This window comes from Nonomuraea sp. C10, assembly GCF_008017515.1.
Classification (GTDB): domain Bacteria; phylum Actinomycetota; class Actinomycetes; order Streptosporangiales; family Streptosporangiaceae; genus Nonomuraea; species Nonomuraea ferruginea.
Window position 1 is genome coordinate 5,646,380 of the sequence record NZ_VPFF01000001.1, and the last position, 20,439, is coordinate 5,666,818.

At 72.2% G+C, this 20,439-nt stretch carries 14 protein-coding genes; 9 read left to right on the forward strand and 5 right to left on the reverse strand.

The window, feature by feature from the left end:
* Positions 1 to 24 precede the first annotated feature (24 nt).
* Genes FR742_RS25860 through FR742_RS25890 form a run of 7 tightly spaced genes read left to right on the forward strand, consistent with a single transcriptional unit; the run spans position 25 to position 8,657 of the window.
* Positions 25 to 1,194, forward strand: coding sequence for a hypothetical protein (locus FR742_RS25860; protein ID WP_148033336.1), 1,170 nt, complete (start codon positions 25 to 27; stop codon positions 1,192 to 1,194).
* Positions 1,191 to 3,377, forward strand: a complete 2,187-nt coding sequence (locus FR742_RS25865) for a serine/threonine-protein kinase (RefSeq protein ID WP_148033337.1) — start codon at positions 1,191 to 1,193, stop codon at positions 3,375 to 3,377. Before FR742_RS25860 ends, FR742_RS25865 begins: the two co-directional genes overlap by 4 nt.
* Positions 3,377 to 4,558 carry a PP2C family serine/threonine-protein phosphatase gene (locus FR742_RS45970; protein WP_261808882.1) on the forward strand — a complete coding sequence of 394 codons (1,182 nt, stop codon included), beginning with the start codon at positions 3,377 to 3,379 and terminating at the stop codon, positions 4,556 to 4,558. Before FR742_RS25865 ends, FR742_RS45970 begins: the two co-directional genes overlap by 1 nt.
* Positions 4,551 to 5,834, forward strand: coding sequence for a VWA domain-containing protein (locus tag FR742_RS25875; RefSeq protein ID WP_148033339.1), 1,284 nt, complete (start codon positions 4,551 to 4,553; stop codon positions 5,832 to 5,834). The genes FR742_RS45970 and FR742_RS25875 overlap by 8 nt, the downstream gene beginning before the upstream one ends.
* A complete protein-coding gene (locus tag FR742_RS25880) occupies positions 5,834 to 6,469 on the forward strand; it encodes an FHA domain-containing protein (protein WP_148033340.1) in 636 nt (211 codons plus the stop codon). The genes FR742_RS25875 and FR742_RS25880 overlap by 1 nt, the downstream gene beginning before the upstream one ends.
* The gene (locus tag FR742_RS25885) at positions 6,466 to 7,854 is read left to right on the forward strand and encodes a hypothetical protein (protein ID WP_148033341.1); all 1,389 of its coding nucleotides are present in this window, start codon (positions 6,466 to 6,468) and stop codon (positions 7,852 to 7,854) included. The genes FR742_RS25880 and FR742_RS25885 overlap by 4 nt, the downstream gene beginning before the upstream one ends.
* Positions 7,851 to 8,657 (forward strand): transporter substrate-binding domain-containing protein, encoded by an 807-nt coding sequence (locus FR742_RS25890; RefSeq protein ID WP_148033342.1) that lies wholly within the window; start codon positions 7,851 to 7,853, stop codon positions 8,655 to 8,657. The genes FR742_RS25885 and FR742_RS25890 overlap by 4 nt, the downstream gene beginning before the upstream one ends.
* A 46-nt stretch (positions 8,658 to 8,703) precedes the next feature.
* Here the strand turns inward: FR742_RS25890 and rpoD are convergent, their stop codons facing one another.
* From rpoD to dnaG, 3 genes are all read right to left on the reverse strand, one after another.
* Positions 8,704 to 9,807 (reverse strand): RNA polymerase sigma factor RpoD, encoded by a 1,104-nt coding sequence (rpoD, locus tag FR742_RS25895; RefSeq protein ID WP_372452512.1) that lies wholly within the window; start codon positions 9,805 to 9,807, stop codon positions 8,704 to 8,706.
* Between the two features lie 291 nt (positions 9,808 to 10,098).
* Entirely contained in the window at positions 10,099 to 10,842 is a 744-nt protein-coding gene (locus tag FR742_RS25900; RefSeq protein ID WP_148033343.1) for a hypothetical protein, read from the reverse strand.
* Between the two features lie 62 nt (positions 10,843 to 10,904).
* Complete coding sequence (gene dnaG / locus FR742_RS25905; RefSeq protein ID WP_148033344.1) at positions 10,905 to 12,746, reverse strand: DNA primase; 1,842 nt, start codon at positions 12,744 to 12,746, stop codon at positions 10,905 to 10,907.
* A gap of 457 nt (positions 12,747 to 13,203) precedes the next feature.
* Here dnaG and FR742_RS25910 point away from each other — a divergent pair, with 457 nt between their 5' ends.
* A complete protein-coding gene (locus FR742_RS25910; protein ID WP_148033345.1) occupies positions 13,204 to 14,088 on the forward strand; it encodes a M23 family metallopeptidase in 885 nt (294 codons plus the stop codon).
* 5 nt (positions 14,089 to 14,093) lie between these two features.
* Here the strand turns inward: FR742_RS25910 and FR742_RS25915 are convergent, their stop codons facing one another.
* Positions 14,094 to 15,314, reverse strand: coding sequence for a deoxyguanosinetriphosphate triphosphohydrolase (locus FR742_RS25915; protein ID WP_148033346.1), 1,221 nt, complete (start codon positions 15,312 to 15,314; stop codon positions 14,094 to 14,096).
* Between the two features lie 83 nt (positions 15,315 to 15,397).
* Here FR742_RS25915 and FR742_RS25920 point away from each other — a divergent pair, with 83 nt between their 5' ends.
* A complete protein-coding gene (locus FR742_RS25920) occupies positions 15,398 to 16,900 on the forward strand; it encodes a M48 family metallopeptidase (protein ID WP_148033347.1) in 1,503 nt (500 codons plus the stop codon).
* Between the two features lie 860 nt (positions 16,901 to 17,760).
* Here the strand turns inward: FR742_RS25920 and ppdK are convergent.
* The gene (gene ppdK / locus FR742_RS25925; protein WP_148033348.1) at positions 17,761 to 20,394 is read right to left on the reverse strand and encodes a pyruvate, phosphate dikinase; all 2,634 of its coding nucleotides are present in this window, start codon (positions 20,392 to 20,394) and stop codon (positions 17,761 to 17,763) included.
* Positions 20,395 to 20,439: the final 45 nt, after the last annotated feature.

Below are 20,439 nucleotides of genomic sequence, written 5' to 3' on the forward strand. Positions count from 1 at the left end.
AGCGTGATGAGCCAGGGCCCACCCATGAGCAGAGAAGGCGCCGAGCACGCGCTGCGCGCGAGGGCGGCCGAGCGTGACCGCATCTCGGGCGACCTGCTCGATCTGGAGTCGCACACGACCTACCAGTTACTCAAGGGCGCCTCCTTACGCGACGCGACCCGGCTCCGCTGGGAGGAGGCGCAGGCCGCGCTGGCCAGGCTCTGGTCCCTGTACGACGCGTACCGGGGGGTGCTGCGCGACGCGGAGCAGGTCAGGGCCGAGCGGTCCCGGCTCGGCGGCGAGCAACTGGAGGCGCTGACCGCGTTGCTGTCGGGCCGGTCGGTGCTGCTGAAGGCGCCGGCCAAGCCCGTCGAGCAGCGCTCCCTGCTTCCCCCGGTGGAGGAGCGGCTGACCCTGGACGAGACCGTCCTGCGGATGGACGCGGCCTTCCAGCTCGCCACCGACGCGCTCACCGAGATCGACTCCGTCTGGTCGGCGCTGCTCCCCCGGGTCGACTCGGCCGCCGCCGCGCTCGCCGGGGCGCGCGAGCTGGGCAGCCGGCTGGGCGAGCCGGTCGACCTGACCCGCCAGGACGCCGACCTGACCCGCCTGCGCGCCGCCGTGCTGGCGGACCCGCTCGGGGCCGGGCACGTCAAGCAGGAGCTCGACACGCTGGTCCGCCATCTGGAGAACGTGCGCGCCGACCTGGAGCAGGCGCTGACGGTCAAGGACGAGTACGGCGCGCGCAGGGAGAACCTGAAGGCGGCGCTCGACCTCGTACGGGCGGCCGAGAGCGAGGCGCGGCTGGCGCACGGCGCCGTCGTCGTCAAGATAGCGCTGCCGCCGCAGGCGCAGCCCAGGAGCGGCGTGCCTGAGCTGGAGGCCGCGCTGGCGGCGTTGGACGCCTCGGCCGACTCGTGGCTGGAGCGGGCCAGACGGCTCACGGTGCTGGAGCGACAGGCCGTGGAGGCCGAGGCGAAGGCGGGGGCGGCGGCGCGGGCGCTGCGCGGGCTGCTGAACAGGCGCGACGAGCTGCGCGGCCTGCTCGGCGCCTGCCAGGCCAAGGCCGCGCGCACCGGCATGGTCGAGGATCCGGCCGCGATGCGGCTCTACGAGCGGGCGCGGCTGCTGCTGTGGAGCTCGCCGTGCGACCTGACGAGGGCGGCCGCGGCCGTCGACGAGTACAAGCGGGCCATCAACGGAGGTGGGCGATGACGTCGTGCGCGCAGCCTGGCTGCACGGGCACGATCGACGAGGGTTACTGCGACCTGTGCGGTCACGCCGCCGTCTCACCCCCGGTGGCCGCGCGGGCGAGCGGCCCGGCGGAGGGCTCGGTCGGGGTGTGGACCGGGCACCCGGCCGTGTCGCAGCCCGCCGGCGTCACCCGGCCCGTACGCGGGACGGGGCCCTCCAGCAGGGGCGTGTCGGGGCCGATGAGCAGCGGCCGGTCGCGCGCCGGTGTGCTCGCGGAGATCGCCGATCTGCCGTCCGTGCCGTACCGCGACCCCGCGACCGCGGTGCAGTCCGACCCTCAGGTGCCGGAGAACAAGCGGTTCTGCGCCAAGCTCGACTGCGGCAAGCCGGTCGGCCGGTCGGTGGACGGGCGGCCAGGCCGCACCGACGGGTTCTGCCCGCACTGCCGGACGCCGTACTCCTTCTCCCCCAAGCTGGCCAAGGGCGACCTGGTGGGCGGCCAGTACCGGGTGCTCGGCTGCCTGGCCCACGGCGGCCTCGGCTGGATCTACCTGGCCTCCGACGAGAACCTGGACGGCCGCTGGATGGTCCTGAAGGGCCTGCTCAACACCGCCGACGCCGAGGCGCTCGCGGCGGCGGAGGCCGAGCGGCGCTTCCTGACGATGGTCGACCACCCGAACATCGTCAAGATCTTCAACTTCCAGCGCTCCGGCGGCCTCGGCTACATCGTCATGGAGTACGTCGGCGGCCAGTCGCTGCACGAGCTGCGCGGCCAGGGTCCGCTGCCGCTGCGGGAGACGCTCATGTACGGGCGTGAGATCCTGCGCGCGTTCGCCTACCTGCACGAGCACGACCTGGTCTACTGCGATCTCAAGCCGGCCAACGTGATCCGGGTCGGCAGGCGGCTCAAGCTCATCGACCTGGGCGCGGTGCAGCGCGTCGGCTCGCCGCCCGGGTCCTCCTGGGTGACGACCGGTTACCACGCGCCCGAGCTGGACACCCAGCCGTCGTCCGTCGCCTCCGACCTCTACACGGTGGCCAGGACCTTGGCGGCACTCGCCGTCCCCGGGTTCAGCCCCACCAGGGGCGGGGTGGCCGCGCCGCTGCCGGACGACTGCGGCCACGAGTCGTTCGCCCGGCTGCTGCGCCGCGCCACCGACCCGGACCCGGCCGCCAGGTTCCACAGCGCGCAGGAGATGGAGGAGCAGCTCGTCGGCGTGCTGCGCGAGATCTCCGCGCTGGAGGACGGCGTGCCGTACCCGGCGCCGTCCGCGCTGTTCGGGCCCGAGCGGGACGCGGTGGGCAGGGCGCTGTCCGACGACCCGCAGCGGGTGTTCGACGCGCTGGACCCGATGGCGGCGGTGACGTCGCTGCCCGTGCCGCTGGCCGACCCCGCCGACCCCGCGGCCGGGGCGCTGGCCGGGCTGGCCGGCAGCCACCCGCACGAGCTGGCCGCCCAGGTGGGGGCCATGCCGGAGACGCCGGAGACCCGGCTGACCCTGGCCAGGCTGGCGGCCGAGGACGGCTTCGCGGGAGTGCGGGACATGCTGGACGACCTCGACCGGGCCCTGCCCGGCGACTGGCGCGTCACCTGGTACCGCGGCGTGGCCGGGCTCGCCGTCCGCGACCCCGATCTCGCGGTGAGGTCGTTCGATCGGTGCGTGTCGATGATGCCGGGAGAGCGGGCGCCCAAGCTCGCGCTCGGCTTCGCGCTGGAGCTCGCCGGTCGCGATCCGGTCCCCTGGTACGAGAGCGTGTGGCGGACCGACCACGCCTACGTCAGCGCCGCCTTCGGGCTGGCCAGGACGGGCCGGACGGCGGTGCTCGACGAGGTGCCGGCGTCCTCCAGTCACCGGGTGGCCGCGCAGCTCGCGCTGGTGGCCGCCGCCGCCCGCCGGGACCCGCGGGCGCTGCACCCGGGCGAGCTGACCGCCGCCGCCGACCGCCTGGGCAAGCTGGCCGACCTCGACCCGCGCCGCCGCAAGCGGCTGACGGCCGAGATCCTGCGTGCCGCGCTCACCTGGCTCGACGGCAACCAGCCGGCGCCCGGCGCGTGGGTGGCGGACACCCCCTTCACGGAGCGGGGCGTGCGGGGGCGGCTGGAGTCGATCTACCGCGAGCTCGCCGGCGCGGCGTCCTCGCGGCAGGAACGGTACGCGCTGGTCGACCTGGCCAACACTGTCCGGCCCCGGACGTGGCTGTGATGTGCCCGCTGTGCGAGGCGCCCGTGGCCCGGGGCGACTCCTTCTGCGAAGCCTGCGGCCACCCGCTCGCCTCCCCCTCCTGCGTGTCCTGCGGCGCCGCCGCCGTGGACGCGGAGGGCTACTGCGAACGCTGCGGCGTGCGCCAGCCCACGGCCAGGGACCATGCCGAGTCCGTCCTCCCCCACGGCGCCGCCGCCGTCACGGACCGCGGCCTGCGCCGCGCCCGCAACGAGGACGCGGTAACCCTGCTAACGCTCACCGCACCCCCGCCGAACCCGATCCCACCAGAAGCGACCACCATCCCGGTAACCACATCAGCCCCAAGAACACCCCCACCCGGCCCGCCCCGAACAGGCGGGACAATCCCGCCAGAGACGCTCCCGCCCCGCGCGGCGGGGGCTGTCCCGCTAGGGACGCCTCCCGGCGCGACTCCGGCAGACCCGGCGGAGACTTTCCCTCCTCCCGGCGCGACCTCAGCAGGCAGGCCGGTCCCGTCGGGCACGGCCACTTCCGGCGCGGCGGGGACAGTCCCGTCAGGGACGTTTCCTCCCAGCGTGACTCCAGCAGGTGGGGCGGTCCCGTTGGGTGCGGTCGGTTCGGGGACGATCGCGGTGGTTTGTGATGGGGTGGGGAGTTCGCCGCGGGCTGATGAGGCGGCGGCAGCGGCTGTGGCGGCGGCAGCGGCGGCGCTGGCGGAGGGGCGGCCGCATGAGGAGGCGTTCGCGCTGGCCGGCCTGGCGGTGGGCAAGCTCGCCAGCTCCCCGGACCATGCCCCGGCCTGTACGTACGTGGCCGCGGTGGCGCGCCCCGGCGAGATCACGCTCTGCTGGGCGGGCGACACCCGCGCGTACTGGCTCGCCGACGTCCCCGCCGCCGGGGGCGTGCGGCGGGAGGGGACGCTGCTCACCGAGGACGACGTCGCGCCCACCGGGGAGATCACCGCCTGGCTCGGGGCCGACTACCCCGACGTGCGCCCCCGTACGCGCGTCTTCACGCCGCCGGGACCCGGCCTGCTGCTGGTGTGCAGCGACGGGCTGTGGCGCTACCTCGCCGGCTACCGCTTCCCCACCGAGGGAACCCCGCTCGACCAGGCCCGCCAGATGCTGCGCCACGCGCTCGACTCCGGCGGCCACGACAACGTGACCATCGCCTTGATCCCTCTAGGAGGCACGCATGGGTGACCAGTCCTCTTTCACCTTGCAGATCGACCAGAACAAATTCCTCCCGGTGGACGGCCGGGAGGTGCACGCCATCCTCACGATCGGCTCCACCGGCGCGGCCGTGGCGGAGACCGCCACCGAGGCCGCCGAAGTGATCATCGTGGACACGTCGGGTTCGATGAGCGGCAGCAAGATCCGTGACGCCCGGACGGCCGCCGCCACGGCCGTGGAAACACTGCGCGACGGCGCGTACTTCGCGGTGGTCTCCGGCACCTCGACGGCCAAGGTGATCTACCCGCACGGCCACGGCCTGGTCCGGGCCACCCCGGCGACCCGGGCCGAGGCGCAGCAGGCCATCTCCAGGCTGACGGCCCGCGGCGGCACCGCGATGGGCGAGTGGCTCAACCTGGCCGGCCACCTGCTGTCGGCGCACCCGAACGCGGTCCGGCACGCCATCCTCATGACCGACGGCCAGAACAACGAGCGCGAGGAGACGTTCCAGCACGTGCTGCGCGCCTGGAGCGGCAAGTTCGTCTGCGACAGCCTCGGCGTCGGCGCGGACTGGGTGCCCGCCCAGCTCCGCATGGTGTCGGAGGCACTGCTCGGCAGCTTCGAGTTCGTCAGGAACCAGCACGAGCTGGCCGAGTTCTTCCGCCGGATCACCCAGACGGCGATGGCCAAGACCGTGCCCGACCTGTCGCTGCGCGTGTGGGTGCCGCAGACCGCCACGCTCAAGTTCGTCAAGCAGGTCTCGCCCACGCTGCTCGACCTGACCGGCAAGCGCGCCGACGTCAACCCGATGACCGGCGACTACCCGACCGGCTCGTGGGGTCAGGAGGAGCGCGAGTACCACCTGTGCGTGGAGGTCGCCCCCGGCCAGATCGGCCAGGAGATCAGGGCCGGGTGGGTGAAGCTGGTGCGGCCCGACACGGACGAGGTGCTGGCCTCGGGCAACGTGCTCGCCCAGTGGACCGACGACCTGGCCCAGTCCACCCGCATCAACCCCAAGGTCATCCACTACACCGGCCAGGCCGAGCTGCACCAGCTGATCCAGGACGGCCTGAGCGACCGCGCGGCCGGCAACGTGGAGGCCGCCACCGCCCGCCTGGCCAGGGCCAGGAAGATCGCCGCCGACTCGGGCCGCGAGGACACCGCGCGGCTGCTGGACAAGGTGGTCGAGGTCGATCCCGTCCAGGGCACCGCCCGGCTGGTCAGGAACGTCGACAAGGCCGACGAACTGGAGCTGGACACCGGCTCCGTACGCACGAGCAGGCTCCGCAGGACGGAGGGCGGCTGATGGCGACCTGCCCGCAGGGGCACGCGTCGAGCACCGACGACTACTGCGACGTGTGCGGGACGCAGATGTCCGCGCCCGCCCCGCGGCAGCCGGGGCCGTCCCAGCCGCAGGGGTCGCGGCCGGCGGAGAGCTGCCCGATCTGCGCCACCCCGCGCGTCGGCCAGTTCTGCGAGGTGTGCGGCCACTCCTTCGACGGCGGCGCGCTGCCCGCGCGGGCTCCGGTGGCCGGGGCCCGCTGGGAGGCGGTGACCGCCGCCGACCGCGCCTACTACGACCAGGTCATCGCCCAGAACGGCCCGGACGCCGCGGCCATGGCCTTCCCCCCGTACTGCCCGGAACGCTCGTTCCCGCTCATCGGCGAGCAGGTGCGCATCGGGCGCAGCCGCAGGGGCCGTGACCTGACGCCCGAGATCGATCTGGCCGGGCCGCCGACCGATCCGGGCGTGTCGGGCCTGCACGCGGTGCTGCTGGCCACGCCCGGCGGGACCTGGATGCTGGTCGACCCGGGCTCGGCGAACGGCACCCAGGTCAACGGCAAGCCCGTCACGGTGAACGTGCCGGTCCCGGTGGGGCCGGGCGACCGCATCCACCTCGGCGCGTGGACCGTGATCACGATCAGGGAGGGCACGCCTTGACGGTGACGCCGATCTCACCCGCGCCGCCCGCACCGCACCAGGCCGCGCCTCCGGTCAGGCGGCGGGCCGCGCGCAGCGTGCCCGGCAGGGTCCGGGTGCTCACCGGGGTGGCGGCCGCGGCGCTCGCGCTGCTGTTCGCCGCCGTCGCCGCCGGCGGCACCACCGCGGGCGACGGCCTGCGCGTCATCGGCCGCGACGCCGGCCCCCAGGTGGTCGCCACCTCCGGCCTGTACTTCGGGCTGAGCGACATGGACGCGCTGATCGCCGACGTGCTGGTGATGGGCCCCGAGGACGGAGGACTCAGGGCCAAGGCCCTCGCGCGGTACGAGCAGCAGCGCTCGGCCGCCAACCTGGCGCTGCTGGAGGCGTTCCAGCTGGCCGGCGACGACCAGGCGGAGCGCCGTACCATCCAGTCCGTGCTGGACGGGCTGGGCCGCTACGAGCAGCTGGTCGCGCGGGCGCTGCTGCTCGACAGCCAGTCCAGTCACGCCGCCGGGGACCCGCCCGCCTCGGTCCTCGGGGTCTACCGGGACGCCACCGACCTGATGCGCCAGGTGCTGCTGCCGCAGGCCTACAACCTGACGCTGGAGAGCGGCACCATCGTGCGCCGCACCTACGACGACACGGCCGGGATGCTGCCGCTGGTGCGGGCCGCGGTGATCGTGGCCGGGCTGCTCGCGCTCGGGTGCCTGCTGTACCTGCAGGTGTACCTGGCCCGGCGGTTCCGCAGGGTGCTCGGGCTCGCGCTCGTCGGCGCCACCCTGGCGACCGCGGGCGCGATGGCGGCCGGGCTGAGCGTGATCCAGCGGGACATCGACTTCCTGCGGACGGCCAAGTTCGAAGGCTTCGACTCGGTGGTGACGCTGGCCAGGGCCCGCGCCATCGGCAACAGCATGCAGGGCGACCAGAGCCGCTTCCTGCTGGACAAGGAGCGGGCCGACACCTACGAGCACCGGTTCCTGGACAAGTCGCAGCGGCTGATGTACGTCGAGGCGGGGAGCCTGGCGAAGTACCAGACCGCGGTGCGGGGGGCCGAGGACTTCCGGGGCATGCTGGGCCCCGAGCTCGCCGGCGCGACCGCCAAACCCGTGCTCGACGCCTACCTCCGCTACCAGGAGGCCGACAGCCTGATGCGCGCGCGGGCGGCCACGGGCCGCACCGGTGAGGCGGTCGCGATCAGGCTCGGCGAGGTGCGGCAGGCGTTCGCGAAGTACGACGAGGAGCTCGTGAAGGTGGCCGACCGCAAGCAGAGCGTCTTCACCTCCGCCGTCGACCGCGGCGAGCGGGCGCTGGACGAGCTGTGGACCGTGCTGCCGTTCGCCATGGGCGGCATCGGCGTGCTGCTGGCCCTGGGCGTGTGGCCACGACTGAGGGAGTACCGTTGAAGCGGCTGATGATCGTGATGCTCGCGGCGGTCGCGCTGGTGGCCGCCGGATGCGGCGCCGGCGCCCCCGGGTCCCTGCTCGACAAGGACGAGATCGTCATCGGCGTCCGGCCCGACCTGCCGTCGGTGGGGTTCCAGAAGGGCAGCGGGTTCGAGGGCTTCGACGTCGACGTGGCCGCCTACGTCGCCGAGCGGCTCGGCAAGGACTACCGGCTGGTCCCGGTGCTGGCCGCCGAGCGCGAGGACGCGGTGCTCTCCGGCGAGGCCGACCTGGTCGTGGCCACGTACACGATCAGTGAGGACCGCAAGCAGAAGGTGCTGTTCGCGGGCCCGTACCACATCTCCTACCAGGACATCCTGATCCGGCCCGACGAGAGCCGGATCAAGGACGTGCGCGACCTGCGGGGCCGGCGCATCTGCGAGGTGGAGGGCGCGAACGCGGCCCAGCGGGTGGTCGAGGAGCGCGGGGTGGCGGCGGAGGTCAAGCCGTTCCCCGACTACCAGGCGTGCATGGTGGCGCTGAAGCAGAACCAGGTCGACGCCATCACCACCAACGACGTCATCCTGGCCGGGCTGGCCAAGCAGGACGGCGGCGGGCTGCGCCTGGCCAACGCCCAGTTCAACGAGCAGCGGACCGGCATCGGCATGCGCCGGGGAGACGTGGCCGGATGCGAGGAGGTCAACCGGGCGATCACCGACATGTACCAGGACGGGACCGCCGCCAAGCTGCTGCGCGAGTGGTTCGGCGGCACCGGCCTGGACTTCGGCACGGTCGCGGTGCCGCAGTTCGAGGGCTGCTCGTGACACGACGGCGGGCCGGGGAGGCTCCCCGGCCCGCCGTCGTGACCACTCAGTCCAGATAGTCGCGCAGCATCTGCGCCCTCGTCGGGTGGCGGAGCTTGGCCAGGGTCTTCGACTCGATCTGCCGGATGCGCTCCCGGGTGACGCCGAACTCCCTGCCCACCTCCTCCAGCGTGCGCGGATGGCCGTCGGCCAGGCCGAAGCGGAGCTGGATGATGCGTTGCTCGCGGTCGGACAAGGTCGCCAGGATGTCGTCGAGCTGGTCCTGCAGCATGATGAACGCCGCCGCCTCCATGGGCACGACCGCGTCGGCGTCCTCGATGAAGTCACCGAGGTCGGAGTCCTCCTCGCCGATCGGAGACTGCAGCGACACCGGCTCCTGCGCGATGCGCTGGATCTCCACGACCCGGTCGACGGGGAGGTCCATCTCCTTGGCGATCTCCTCCGGGATCGGCTCGCGGCCGAGGTCCTGGTGGAGCTGCCGCTGCACCCTGACGAGCTTGTTGATCGTCTCCACCATGTGCACGGGGATGCGGATGGTCCGCGCCTGGTCGGCGATCGCCCGCGTGATGGCCTGACGGATCCACCAGGTGGCGTAGGTGGAGAACTTGTAGCCCTTGGTGTAGTCGAACTTCTCCACGGCCCGGATCAGGCCGAGGTTGCCCTCCTGGATCAGGTCCAGGAACAGCATGCCGCGGCCGACGTACCGCTTCGCGATCGACACCACGAGCCGCAGGTTGGCCTCGATGAGGCGCTGCTTGGCCCGGGTGCCCTGCCAGACGAGCTCCCTGAACTCAGGGAAGGCCAGACGCGAGACCCCGTTGCCGAGCTTGTCCTCCGCGAACAGGCCGGCTTCGATCGACTTGGCGAGCTCCACCTCCTCTTCCGCCGTCAGCAGCGGCACCCGGCCGATCTCCCGCAGGTAGATACGGACCAGATCACTGGTCGGCGCCCGCTTGCCTACGTCTTCCTCATCGGCGCGGGTGGTCTCCTCGTCGCCCTGGGGCTCGAGGACCTCCACACCGTTCTCGGCGAGCATCCGCACGACGCGCTCCAGCGCGTCTGAGGGAAGCTCGGATCGGTCAAGCGCGGCTGCGACGTCATCGACGGTTACGCTCCCGCGCTCCCTTCCCTTAGCGACGAGGTCCGCCACCTGATCTACGGATGGCGGTCCACTTGGCAGCACCGATGCACCCACGGGAGACAGTCTGCAGTATTGGTTCCATAAAATGGCAGACCCATTTTTGTCACCGAAGGTAAGGCCATCACCCTTACCGAATTGAGATCCCTTTAAGGTTTAGCCGGAGTTTGATCAGGAAAGTAAAGTCAATTACGCGGTCTGGATTGGTGTGTCCGGCTCGGTGAAGCGCCGGACACATGGGTCTTGCTGCCCGGATGCCGCTTTGTGCGGCATTACCGGGTCTTCCACTCGGCTATGCGCCGATCAGCCGCCCGCGTGGTAGACGGTCCCGCCGGCGGGCCTGTCGTACGTTTCGACGATCTCGGCCCGCTTCTCATCGAGATCCACGCGCACCCGCCGGCCCATTCCCCCGCCGTCGCCGCGTACGGTCACCTCCGCCGTTCCGGTCCATGTCGCCGCGGCCGGGCGGACCCCAGTCGGAAGCGGGACCCTCGCGGTCACCTTCCGCGACCCGAGGTCGTAGACGATCACCGACGGCCGCTCCCCCGGGACGTACACGGCCAGCCGCCGTCCGTCGGCGGCGGCCGCCGCCACCCTGGGCCGGTCGTCGCCCCCGCCGTCGGCCACGGACGAGGGCCGGCGGGGCAGGTTGTGGGCGACCACCTGCGGCGGCACGTCCCTGCGCAGGGTGCGCCCGCGCGGATCGGTGACCCGCATGCTCTCCTCCACCCGCAGCAGCTCCCCTCCGTCGCCGCTGAACCCGGCCGTGCAGGAGAAGCCGTCCTCGGCCGGGAGCGTGCCGACGGCCCGGCCCGAGCGCACGTCGTACACCCGGATCCGCCTGCCCGCGTCGTCGGGCAGGTACGCCGGCCGCGACCCGTCCGGCGACAGCAGCAGGCGGGTCTCGTCCACGCCGACCTCGTTCGCGGGCTGCTTGACCGTGCCGCCGCAGTTGGGCAGCCATCCCGTCCGCACCGGGACGTCCGCGACGGCGACGCCGCCACCGCCCGCCAGGACGGCGGATCCCGCCACCAGAACGGTCACCATTCGGATCTTCACGGGGTGTTGGACAGAGGCCGCCCGGCGAAAGTTCGCCGGCCTCCGGCGGGCTAGCTTCCGGCCGCCCGGTCGCGCAGGACCCGGCGCTGCTGCTCCAGGGCCACCAGCTCGCCGAAGAGCTTGTTGTATTCCTGCTGCTCGTCGACCGGGTTGAGCCGCTGGATGCGGGACTTCACCTGGGCGATGGCCCGGTCGACGGCGACGGCCTCGATGGCCGCGAGCATCGCGCCCGCGTAGCGCTCCTCGGCGTGGGAGTCGGCCTGGATGGTCTCCACCGCGAACCGGGTCACCAGCGCCGCCGCGCCCTCCTCGTGGGCGTGTTCGAGCAGCCGGTCGACCCACGGGCGGCCGCCGTGGCCCGCCGCCGCCAGCCCGCCCGCCGCCGCGATCAGCCGCTGCAGCGTCACGTGGTCGGGCGCGGTGAACGCCTGCGGGTCGAGCGCGTCGAAGCGCGGCCCGAGCAGCGCCGGCCGCTGCACGGCCAGCTTGAGCAGCTCGGCCTCCACCCGTACGTGCGGATCGACCGGAGCGGGCCGTGGGGCCTGCTGCGGGCGGCCCGTCTGCGCCCGCCCCACCTCGGCGATGCGCTGCATGACGAACCGCTCGTCCATGAACCCGAGCCACCGGTCGAGGTCGATGGCGTAGCGCTTGCGCAGCCCCGCGTCCTTGATGCCGGCCACGATCGGCGCCGCCGCGTCGAGCGCCGCGATCTTGCCTTCGTTGCTGCGCAGGTCGTAGCGGTCGATGGTGCTGCGGATGGCGAACTGGAACAGCGGCTCGCGGCTCGCGACCAGGTCGCGCACCGCCGCGTCGCCCTGCTTGACCCGCAGGTCGCACGGGTCGAGCCCGTCGGCCTGGATGGCGACGTAGGTCTGCGTGACGAACTTCTGCTCGTCGGCGAAGGCCCGCAGCGCCGCCTTCTGGCCGGCCGCGTCGCCGTCGAAGGTGAAGATCACCTCACCCCGGAACTCGGCCTGGTCGAGCAGGAACCGGCGCAGGATCTTGATGTGCTCCTCGCCGAACGAGGTGCCACAGGTCGCCACCGCCGTCGGCACGCCCGCCAGGTGGCAGGCCATCACGTCGGTGTAGCCCTCGACGATCACCGCCTGGGCCCGTTTGGAGATCTCGCGCTTGGCCAGGTCGATGCCGTAGAGCACCTGGCTCTTCTTGTAGAGCGGGGAGTCGGGGGTGTTGAGGTATTTGGGGCCGTCGTCGGAGTCGAGCAGTTTGCGCGCGCCGAACCCGATCACGTCGCCGGTCGAGTCCTTGATCGGCCAGATCAGCCGCCCGCGGAACCGGTCGATCGGCCCGCGCCGCCCCTGCTTGGCCAGCCCGCCCTTGACCAGCTCCTCGGCGCTGAACCCGCGCGCCAGCAGGTGGCGGGTCAGCGCCTCCCACTCGGCCGGGGCGTAACCGACCTGGAACAGCTCGGCGTCGGCCCGCTCGAACCCCCGCTCCGACAGGAACCGCCGCCCGGCGCCGGCGTCGGGCGCGAACAGCTTGGCGGCGTAGAACTCCGCGGCCAGCCGGTGCGCCTCGATCAGCCGCGCCCGCTCCCCGTGGTCGCGCCGCGGCACGTAGCCGCCCTGCTCGTACTGCAACTGGATGCCGGCCCGCTGCGCCAGCCGCTCGACCGCCTCGCCGAAGGTCAGATGCTCGACCTTCTCCACGAAGGTGATCACATCACCGCCTTCGGAGCAGCCGAAACAGTAGTACATCCCCCGCTCGGGGGTGACGTTGAAGGAAGGCGACTTCTCATCGTGGAACGGGCACAACCCCTTGAGGTTGCCGCCTCCGGCGTTGCGCAACTGGATGTGCTCGCCGATCACGTCGGCGATGGGGGAACGCTCGCGTACGAGCGCGATGTCGACGTCACGGATCCGGCCAGCCACGCCGGTGAGTCTATGCGTCTCCCCTGACACTTCCCCCATGAGAGCCATGTGACCGGCGGGCCGGAAGATCCGTGGGGCGGAACCGGTGGCATCCAAGTTAGACAATGCGCCGCGAACATCAGGATTCCACTGCCCGGTTCGGCCGGAGCTCGGTATTGTGTTCGACGTGCGGGGCGAAGGAATACTCCGGAAGCTCCGAATCGTCACGATGACACAGCGTGACTGTCGCCGCCGGACGGGCGGAGACGAAAAACGCCTTCCGCTCCCGCGGGCGGGACGATCCTCGTGTTCGTTCTGGTGGAGGCCCGGTAAGACCATCCTCACCGATGGCGCGGGCCGACGAAGCAGGAAGCCGCAGAGGTGCCGCATGACCGTGCGGCACGGGCTGAATCCCGGCATTCATGCCGGGAAGCGCGTCAAAAAGGTAAAGGTTGTCCTCTCGGATAAAGTGGAAGCCATGCGAGCGGGGCGGATCGGCCTGTTGGCGGCGTCGGCCGGCGCCGCGCTGCTGGTGAGCGGCTGCAGCCAGCCGGCCGGGATCGCGGGCGTGCGGTCGGCCGCCACCACGTCCGGCGCGGGCTCCGCGGCGGTGACCTCGCCGGCCCCGACCCCGGCCCCGCAGGGCCCCGTCGAGCCGCCCGCGGGCGACGACCCGGTGCGGGTGCCGCCGCCGAAGCTCTCCAAGTACACCTACACCTTCCCCGTCAAGGGCTGCGAGGTGACCTACCAGAGCAAGCTGCTGGTGCTGCCGAAGACGACGATCTGGGCGCCGCGGGGATGCGCGTTCGTGGCGCCGGTCGACGGCGTGGTCGACGAGGTCAACACCGCCAACCGGTGGCTGCCGTCCACCGACGAGGGCGCCCACCGCGAGGGCAGGTTCGTCACGGTCATCGGCGACGACGGGGTGCGCTACCTGGGCGCCCACCTCGACAGCGTGGCCGAGGGCATCCGGCCGGGTGTGAAGGTGAAGGGCGGCCAGACGCTGGGCCGGGTCGGCACGTCGGGCAACGCCCGCGACACCGGCCCCAACCTCTACTTCGCGATCTCCTGGAAGACCGGCCCGGCGTTCTGGTGGGTGCGCAGGGGCATGGTCGAGCCGTGGGACTATCTCGACGCGTGGCGGTCCGGCAACCGCACGTTCTCGCCCCGCCAGGAGACGCTGGCGCTGCGCCGCAAGCTCGGCGAGACGCCGTCGTGCAGGCTGCTGTGCGGCGGGAAGCGGGCCGAGCCCGCGTCGGCCGAGCCGACCCCGACTCCGACGCGGAAGAAGAAGCGCGCCACTCCCACGCCGGAGCTCGCGATCACGCTCGCGCCGACGGCGTCGGTCGGCACCGTGCGGTGACGCGCTCAGCGTGACAGCCGCCGGTGCCAGGCGACGGCGGAGGTGTCGGTCAGCGAGGCGATCTGGTCGATGACCACCCGCACGCGGTCCGCGTCGCCGGCCGCCTCGTCGAAGGCGGGCCTGAAGGCGGGCTCCAGCGTGCCGGGCGCGCCGAGGGTGATGAGCGAGGCCAGCTCCATGATCAGCTCACGCTGCCTGGCCTGGTTGGCGTGGTGGTCCTCGGTGGCCATCACGTAGTGGGCGGTGATGCCCTTGAGCAGCGCGCACTCCAGGCGGGTCGACTCCGGCACGACGAGGCTGGTCCGGTGGCGCAGGCCGTACGACTCCCTGGTGGCCGTCTGGGCGGCGCGGCAGAAGCGGCCGATGAGCCCGCTGGTGAGCGCCTTGAGCCCGGCCAGGTCGGAGAGGGTGGCCGTGAAGCGGCGGGGCCACGGCGGGGCGGCGACCAGCTCCGCGAAGAGCTCCTCCAGCTCGGCGAGGTCGGCGCCGGGCGCGTACCAGGTGCGGGTCGTCACGCAGACGGCCGCGCGCTCGGCGGGCGAGCGCAGCGCCTCGGGGACGACGTGGCCGGAGTGCAGGGCGTCTTCCAGGTCGTGCACCGAGTAGGCGACGTCGTCGGCCCAGTCCATGATCTGCGCCTCGAAGCTGACCCGGCCGTCGGGCGCGCCGTCCCTGATCCACCGGAAGACCGGCAGGTCGTCGTCGTAGACGCCGAACTTGGGCGACTCGCCGCGGGTCCACGGGTACTTGGTGGAGGCGTCCAGCGCGGCCCTGGTGAGGTTGAGCCCGGCGCTGGTGCCGTCGTCGGCGATGACCTTGGCCTCCAGCCGGGTGAGCAGCCGCAGGCTCTGCGCGTTGCCCTCGAAGCCGCCGCAGGGCTCGGCCAGCTCGGCGAGCGCCGTCTCCCCGTTGTGGCCGAACGGCGGGTGGCCCAGGTCGTGGGCGAGGCAGGCGGTCTCCACCAGGTCGGGGTCGACGCCGAGGGTGGCGCCCATCTCGCGGCCGACCTGGGCGCACTCCAGCGAGTGGGTGAGCCGGGTGCGCGGGATGTGCTGGCCGGCGCCGAGCGCCTCGGCCGGGCCGACCACCTGCGTCTTGGCGGCGAGCCTGCGCAGCGCGGCGCTGTGGAGCACCCGTGCGCGGTCTCGTTCGAACGCGCTGCGCTCGGGGTTGCCGGGTGGTTCGGGCACCCAGCGTGCGGTGTCGTGTTCGTCGTAGCCGGCCATAAGGGAGCGATTTTATCCGGTTTCCGGTTTTCGCTAGGGTCGAAGCCACGCCAGAGTCCCCCCGTCCCCGGGAGCCCTCACCCATGACGACCGCGTTCCGGGCCGTCCTCGCCTTCTGCCTGCTCGCCGGCTTCTACGTGCTCGTCGGCGTGATCGTGCTGGCGGCGGTCGCGCTCGACGTGCTGCTGATCATCGACTTCCACGCCAACTTGATCAAGTTCGCCGTGGTGCTGACGCTGGCCGCCGCCGCGCTCGTCCGGACGCTGATCATGGTGAGCCGCCGGCAAAGCGGCGAGCAGCCGGGCGTGGCGGTCACCAGGGAGCACGAGCCGGTGCTGTGGCAGACCGTCGAGGACCTGGCCCGCCGGGTCCGCACCGCGCCGCCGGACGAGATCCGGCTGCTGCCGGACGTCAACGCGGCGGTCGCGGAAGACACCCGGTTCCTCGGGTTGAAGGCCACCAGGCGGCGCATGTACATCGGGCTGCCGCTGCTGCAGACGCTCACGGTCGACGAGATGCGGGCGGTGCTCGGGCACGAGCTGGGCCACTACAGCGGCGCGCACACCCGGCTCGGCGCGCCCGTCTACCGCGGGCGGGTCTCGCTCATCGCGACCGTGCGGGGCCTGGACCGCCACCCGTTCGTGCAGCGGCTGTTCACCTGGTACGCCAAGCTCTACATGCGGGTGTCGCAGGCCGTGTCGCGCAGGCAGGAGCTGGAGGCCGACGAGCTCGCGGTGGCGATCGGCGGGCGGCAGGCGATGGCCGACGCGCTGCGCAAGATCCACTACACGGCGGCGGCCTGGGAGCTCTACACGGCCACGTACCTGTCGATGGCGGGGGCGGGCGGCTGCCGGCCCGCGGCCGTGTTCGGCGGCTTCCAGTCCATGCTGAACGACGAGTCCCGGCGGGCCCAGCTGACCGAGCTGGCCGCGCGGCCCGAGGAGACGTCCCCGTACGACTCGCATCCGAGCCTGGCCGAGCGGCTGGCGGCGGTGGAGCGGCTGCCGGAGCCCGAGCACGTGCCCGACCCGCGCTCGGCGCTGATGCTGCTGCACGACGCCGACGTGGCCGCCAACGCCGTGGAGGGGTCCCTGTGGACGCCGCAGGCGGCGGCCGCCCTGCGTCCGGTGTCCTGGGACGAGCTGGTCTCACAGGGCATGTACGAGGGTCGCAACGCCGAGGCGCTGCGCGACCTCGCGGTGGCGGGCGCCCGGGTGGTCGGGGCGTCCAGGCCGTACCTGGACGCGGCCTTCGAGGCCATCGCCAGAGGGCGTCAGGCGGAGCTGGAGGCGGCTCTGCGCGAGCTGGGGTGGGCCGCCGAGGAGGGACTGCTCGCGCGCGTGCTGGGCGCCGCCCTGGAGGGGCTGCTGATCCAGCACGGCCAGGCCCGCTGGGCGCTGTCCTGGTCGGGGCCGGCGCGGCTGCTGTACGACGACGGCGAGGAGGTGGCCCTCTCCGGCTACGCGACCCAGGTGTCCGCCGACCCCGCGGCCATCGGCGGCCTCCGGACCTGGCTCGGCGACCTCGGCGTACGCCACGACTACATCCCAGCCAACGCCGAACCAACCCCCATCCCGTCCCCCTGACCTCCCCGTACGACCCCCATCCTCAAGACTCTCCGTACGGGACCTTCCCTCGTACGAACCCTCGCCCGTACGAGACCCCCCGACAGGACGCGTCCCCGAACCTCCCCGTACGGGACCTTCCTCGGACGAACGTTCGCCCGTACGAGACCTTCCTCGGAGGGGGCCTTCCTCGGTCGGACCTCCAGACAGGGCCCGAGCCCGAAACTCCCCGTACGAGACCTCTCCTCGTACGAGACCCTCCCCGGGTAGGACGCGTCCCCGAAATCTTCCATACGGGACCATCCCCCGGACGAGACCGTCCCCGAACCCCCATGCGAGACCCTCCCCAGGCAGGACCCGTTCCCGAAACTCTCCGCGCGGGACCATCTCCGCACGAGACCATCCCGGGAAGTCTCCGTACGGGACCTTCCCCGTACGAGACATTCCCCGAGGTAGGACGCGTCCCCGAGACCCTCCGTACGGGACCGTCCCTCGGACGGGACCGTTCCCGAAACTCCACGCACGGGACCATCCCCCCGCCACAAAACTCCCGTACGAGACCTCTCCTCCTACGAGACCTCCCCCGGACAGGATGCGTCCCCTAAACCTCCGCACGGGACTATCCCCGTACGGGACTATCCCCCCGGACGGGACCCGTCTCGGAACTTCCCGTACGAGACCTCTCCTCGTACGGGATCTCCCCCCAGATAGAGCGCGTCCCCGAAACTCTCCGTAGGGGACCATCGTCCGCCGGAAACTCCCCGTACGGGGGCCTCTCCTCGTACGAGACCTCCCCGGACGGGACCCGGCCCGGGAACTCCCCGTACGAGGTCTTTCTCGGACGGGGTCTTTCCGGTGGGTGGAGTTCCGGGGGAGGTTGGTCAGCGGGTGTCGGAGTCGGTGTCGCTGAGGGCGGCGCGGCCGGCTTCGAGGCGGGCGACCGGGATGCGGAAGGGTGAGCAGGAGACGTAGTCGAGCCCGGTGTCGTGGCAGAAGTGGACGGAGTCCGGGTCTCCGCCGTGCTCGCCGCAGATGCCGATCTTGAGGTCGGGCCTGGTGGCCCGGCCTTCCTCGGTGGCGATCGCGACCAGCCGGCCGACACCCTCGCGGTCGAGGGTCTCGAACGGGGAGACGCCGAAGATGCCCAGCTCCAGGTAGCGGGAGAAGAACGAGGCCTCGACGTCGTCGCGGGAGAAGCCCCACGCCATCTGGGTGAGGTCGTTGGTGCCGAACGAGAAGAACTCGGCGGCCTCGGCGACCTGCCCGGCGGTCAGTGCGGCCCGCGGCGTCTCGACCATGGTGCCGATCAGCGCGTCGACACCCGCCTCCGCGAGGATGGCGGCGGCCTCCTCGCGGACGCACTCCAGTTCCTGGACGGCGGCGATGAGCGGGATCATGATCTCCGGCCGGGCGCCGGGGACCTCCTTGGCGGCCTGGGCGATGGCGCGTACCTGCATGGCGAACAGGCCGGGGATGACCAGGCCGAGCCGTACGCCGCGCAGGCCGAGCATCGGGTTCTGCTCGTGCAGTCTCTTGACGGCGGCCAGCAGGGCGCGGTCCTTGTCCGTGGCCTCGCCGGTGGCGACCTTGACGGACAACCCGACGATGTCGGGCAGGAACTCGTGCAGCGGCGGGTCGATGAGCCGGATGGTCACCGGCCGGTCACCCATCGCCTGGAAGATCCCCACGAAGTCGGACTTCTGGAGAGGTTCGAGCGCGTCCAGCGCGACCTGCCGGTCCTCGGCTCCGGCGGCGAGCACCAGGTCCTCGACGAGCTGGCGGCGGTCGCCGAGGAACATGTGCTCGGTGCGGCACAGCCCGATGCCCTCGGCGCCGAAGCGGACCGCCCTGGCGGCGTCCTCGGGATTGTCGGCGTTGGCCCGCACGCCCAGGCGGCGCGCCCCGTCGGCGTGCCGCATGATGCGGTCGACGGCCTTGACCAGGTCGTCCTCGGGCTCGGCGCCTTCGAAGTACTCGACCACGGCGGAGGCGACGACCGGCACCTCGCCGAGGAAGATCTCGCCGCTGGTGCCGTCGATGGAGATCACGTCGCCCTCGTTGACGACCACGCCGCCGGGGGCGGAGAACGTGCGGCCGGCCGTGTCGACGTCCAGCTCCTCGGCGCCGCACACGCAGGTCTTGCCCATGCCGCGGGCGACCACGGCGGCGTGCGAGGTCTTGCCGCCGCGGCTGGTGAGGATGCCGCGGGCGGCGATCATGCCGGACAGGTCGTCAGGGTTGGTCTCGCGGCGCACCAGGATGACGTCCTCGCCCTGGGCGGCCAGCTCGGCGGCCCGCTCGGAGGAGAAGACGGCCTTGCCGACGGCCGCGCCCGGCGAGGCGTTCATGCCCTTGGCGATGCGCCGCTTGTCCGCGCCGGCGTCGAAGCGGGGGAACATGAGGCGGGCGAGCTGGTCGCCGGTGACCCGGGTGACGGCCTCGTCCATGGTGATGAGGCCCTGGTCGACGAGCTGGGTGGCGATGCGGAAGGCGGCGCCGGCGGTGCGCTTGCCGACGCGGGTCTGCAGCATCCAGAGCTTGCCGCGCTCGATGGTGAACTCGATGTCGCACAGGTCGCGGTAGTGGTTCTCCAGCGTCTCCATGATCGACAGCAGTTCGTCGTAGGAGCGCTTGTCGAGCCGCTCCAGCTCCTGCAGCGGGATCGTGTTGCGGATGCCGGCGACGACGTCCTCGCCCTGCGCGTTCTGCAGGTAGTCGCCGTAGATGCCCTGGCGGCCGCTGCCGGGGTCGCGGGTGAAGGCGACGCCGGTGCCGGAGTCGCCGCCGCAGTTGCCGAAGACCATGGAGCAGATGTTGACGGCGGTGCCGAGGTCGGCGGGGATGCGCTCCTGGCGGCGGTAGAGGATCGCGCGCGGCGCGTTCCAGGAGTCGAAGACGGCCATGACGGCCATCCGCATCTGCTCGCGCGCGTCGGCGGGGAAGTCGTCGCCGGTCTGGTCGCGGACGATGCCCTTGTACGACTCGACCAGGCGCTGGAGCTCACCGGCGTCGAGGTCGGTGTCCTGGCGGCCGTCCTTCAGAGCGTCGAGGGCGTCCTCGAACAGGTCGCCGTCGATGCCGAGCACGGTCTTGCCGAACATCTGGATGAGCCTGCGGTAGGAGTCCCAGGCGAAGCGGTCGTTGCCGCCCGCCTGCTTCGCCAGGCCGTGCACGGACTCGTCGTTGAGCCCGATGTTGAGCACCGTCTCCATCATGCCCGGCATCGAGAACTTGGCACCCGAGCGCACGCTGACGAGCAACGGGTCGTCGGCCTGGCCGAGCCGCTTGCCCATCCTCTCCTCGAGCGCCCGCAGGTGCTCCTCGACCTCCCGGTCGAGCCCTTCGGGCAGGGCGCCCTCTGCCAGGTAGTGGCGGCACGCCTCAGTAGTGATCGTGAACCCCGGAGGAACGGGCAGCCCGAGATTGGTCATCTCGGCGAGGTTGGCGCCCTTTCCGCCCAGGAGATCTTTGAGATTCCTGTTGCCCTCGGTGAAGTCGTAAACGTACTTGGCCACCACAGCTCCAATCAACGCTTCTACTCGGACTCTACCGGCGGAATT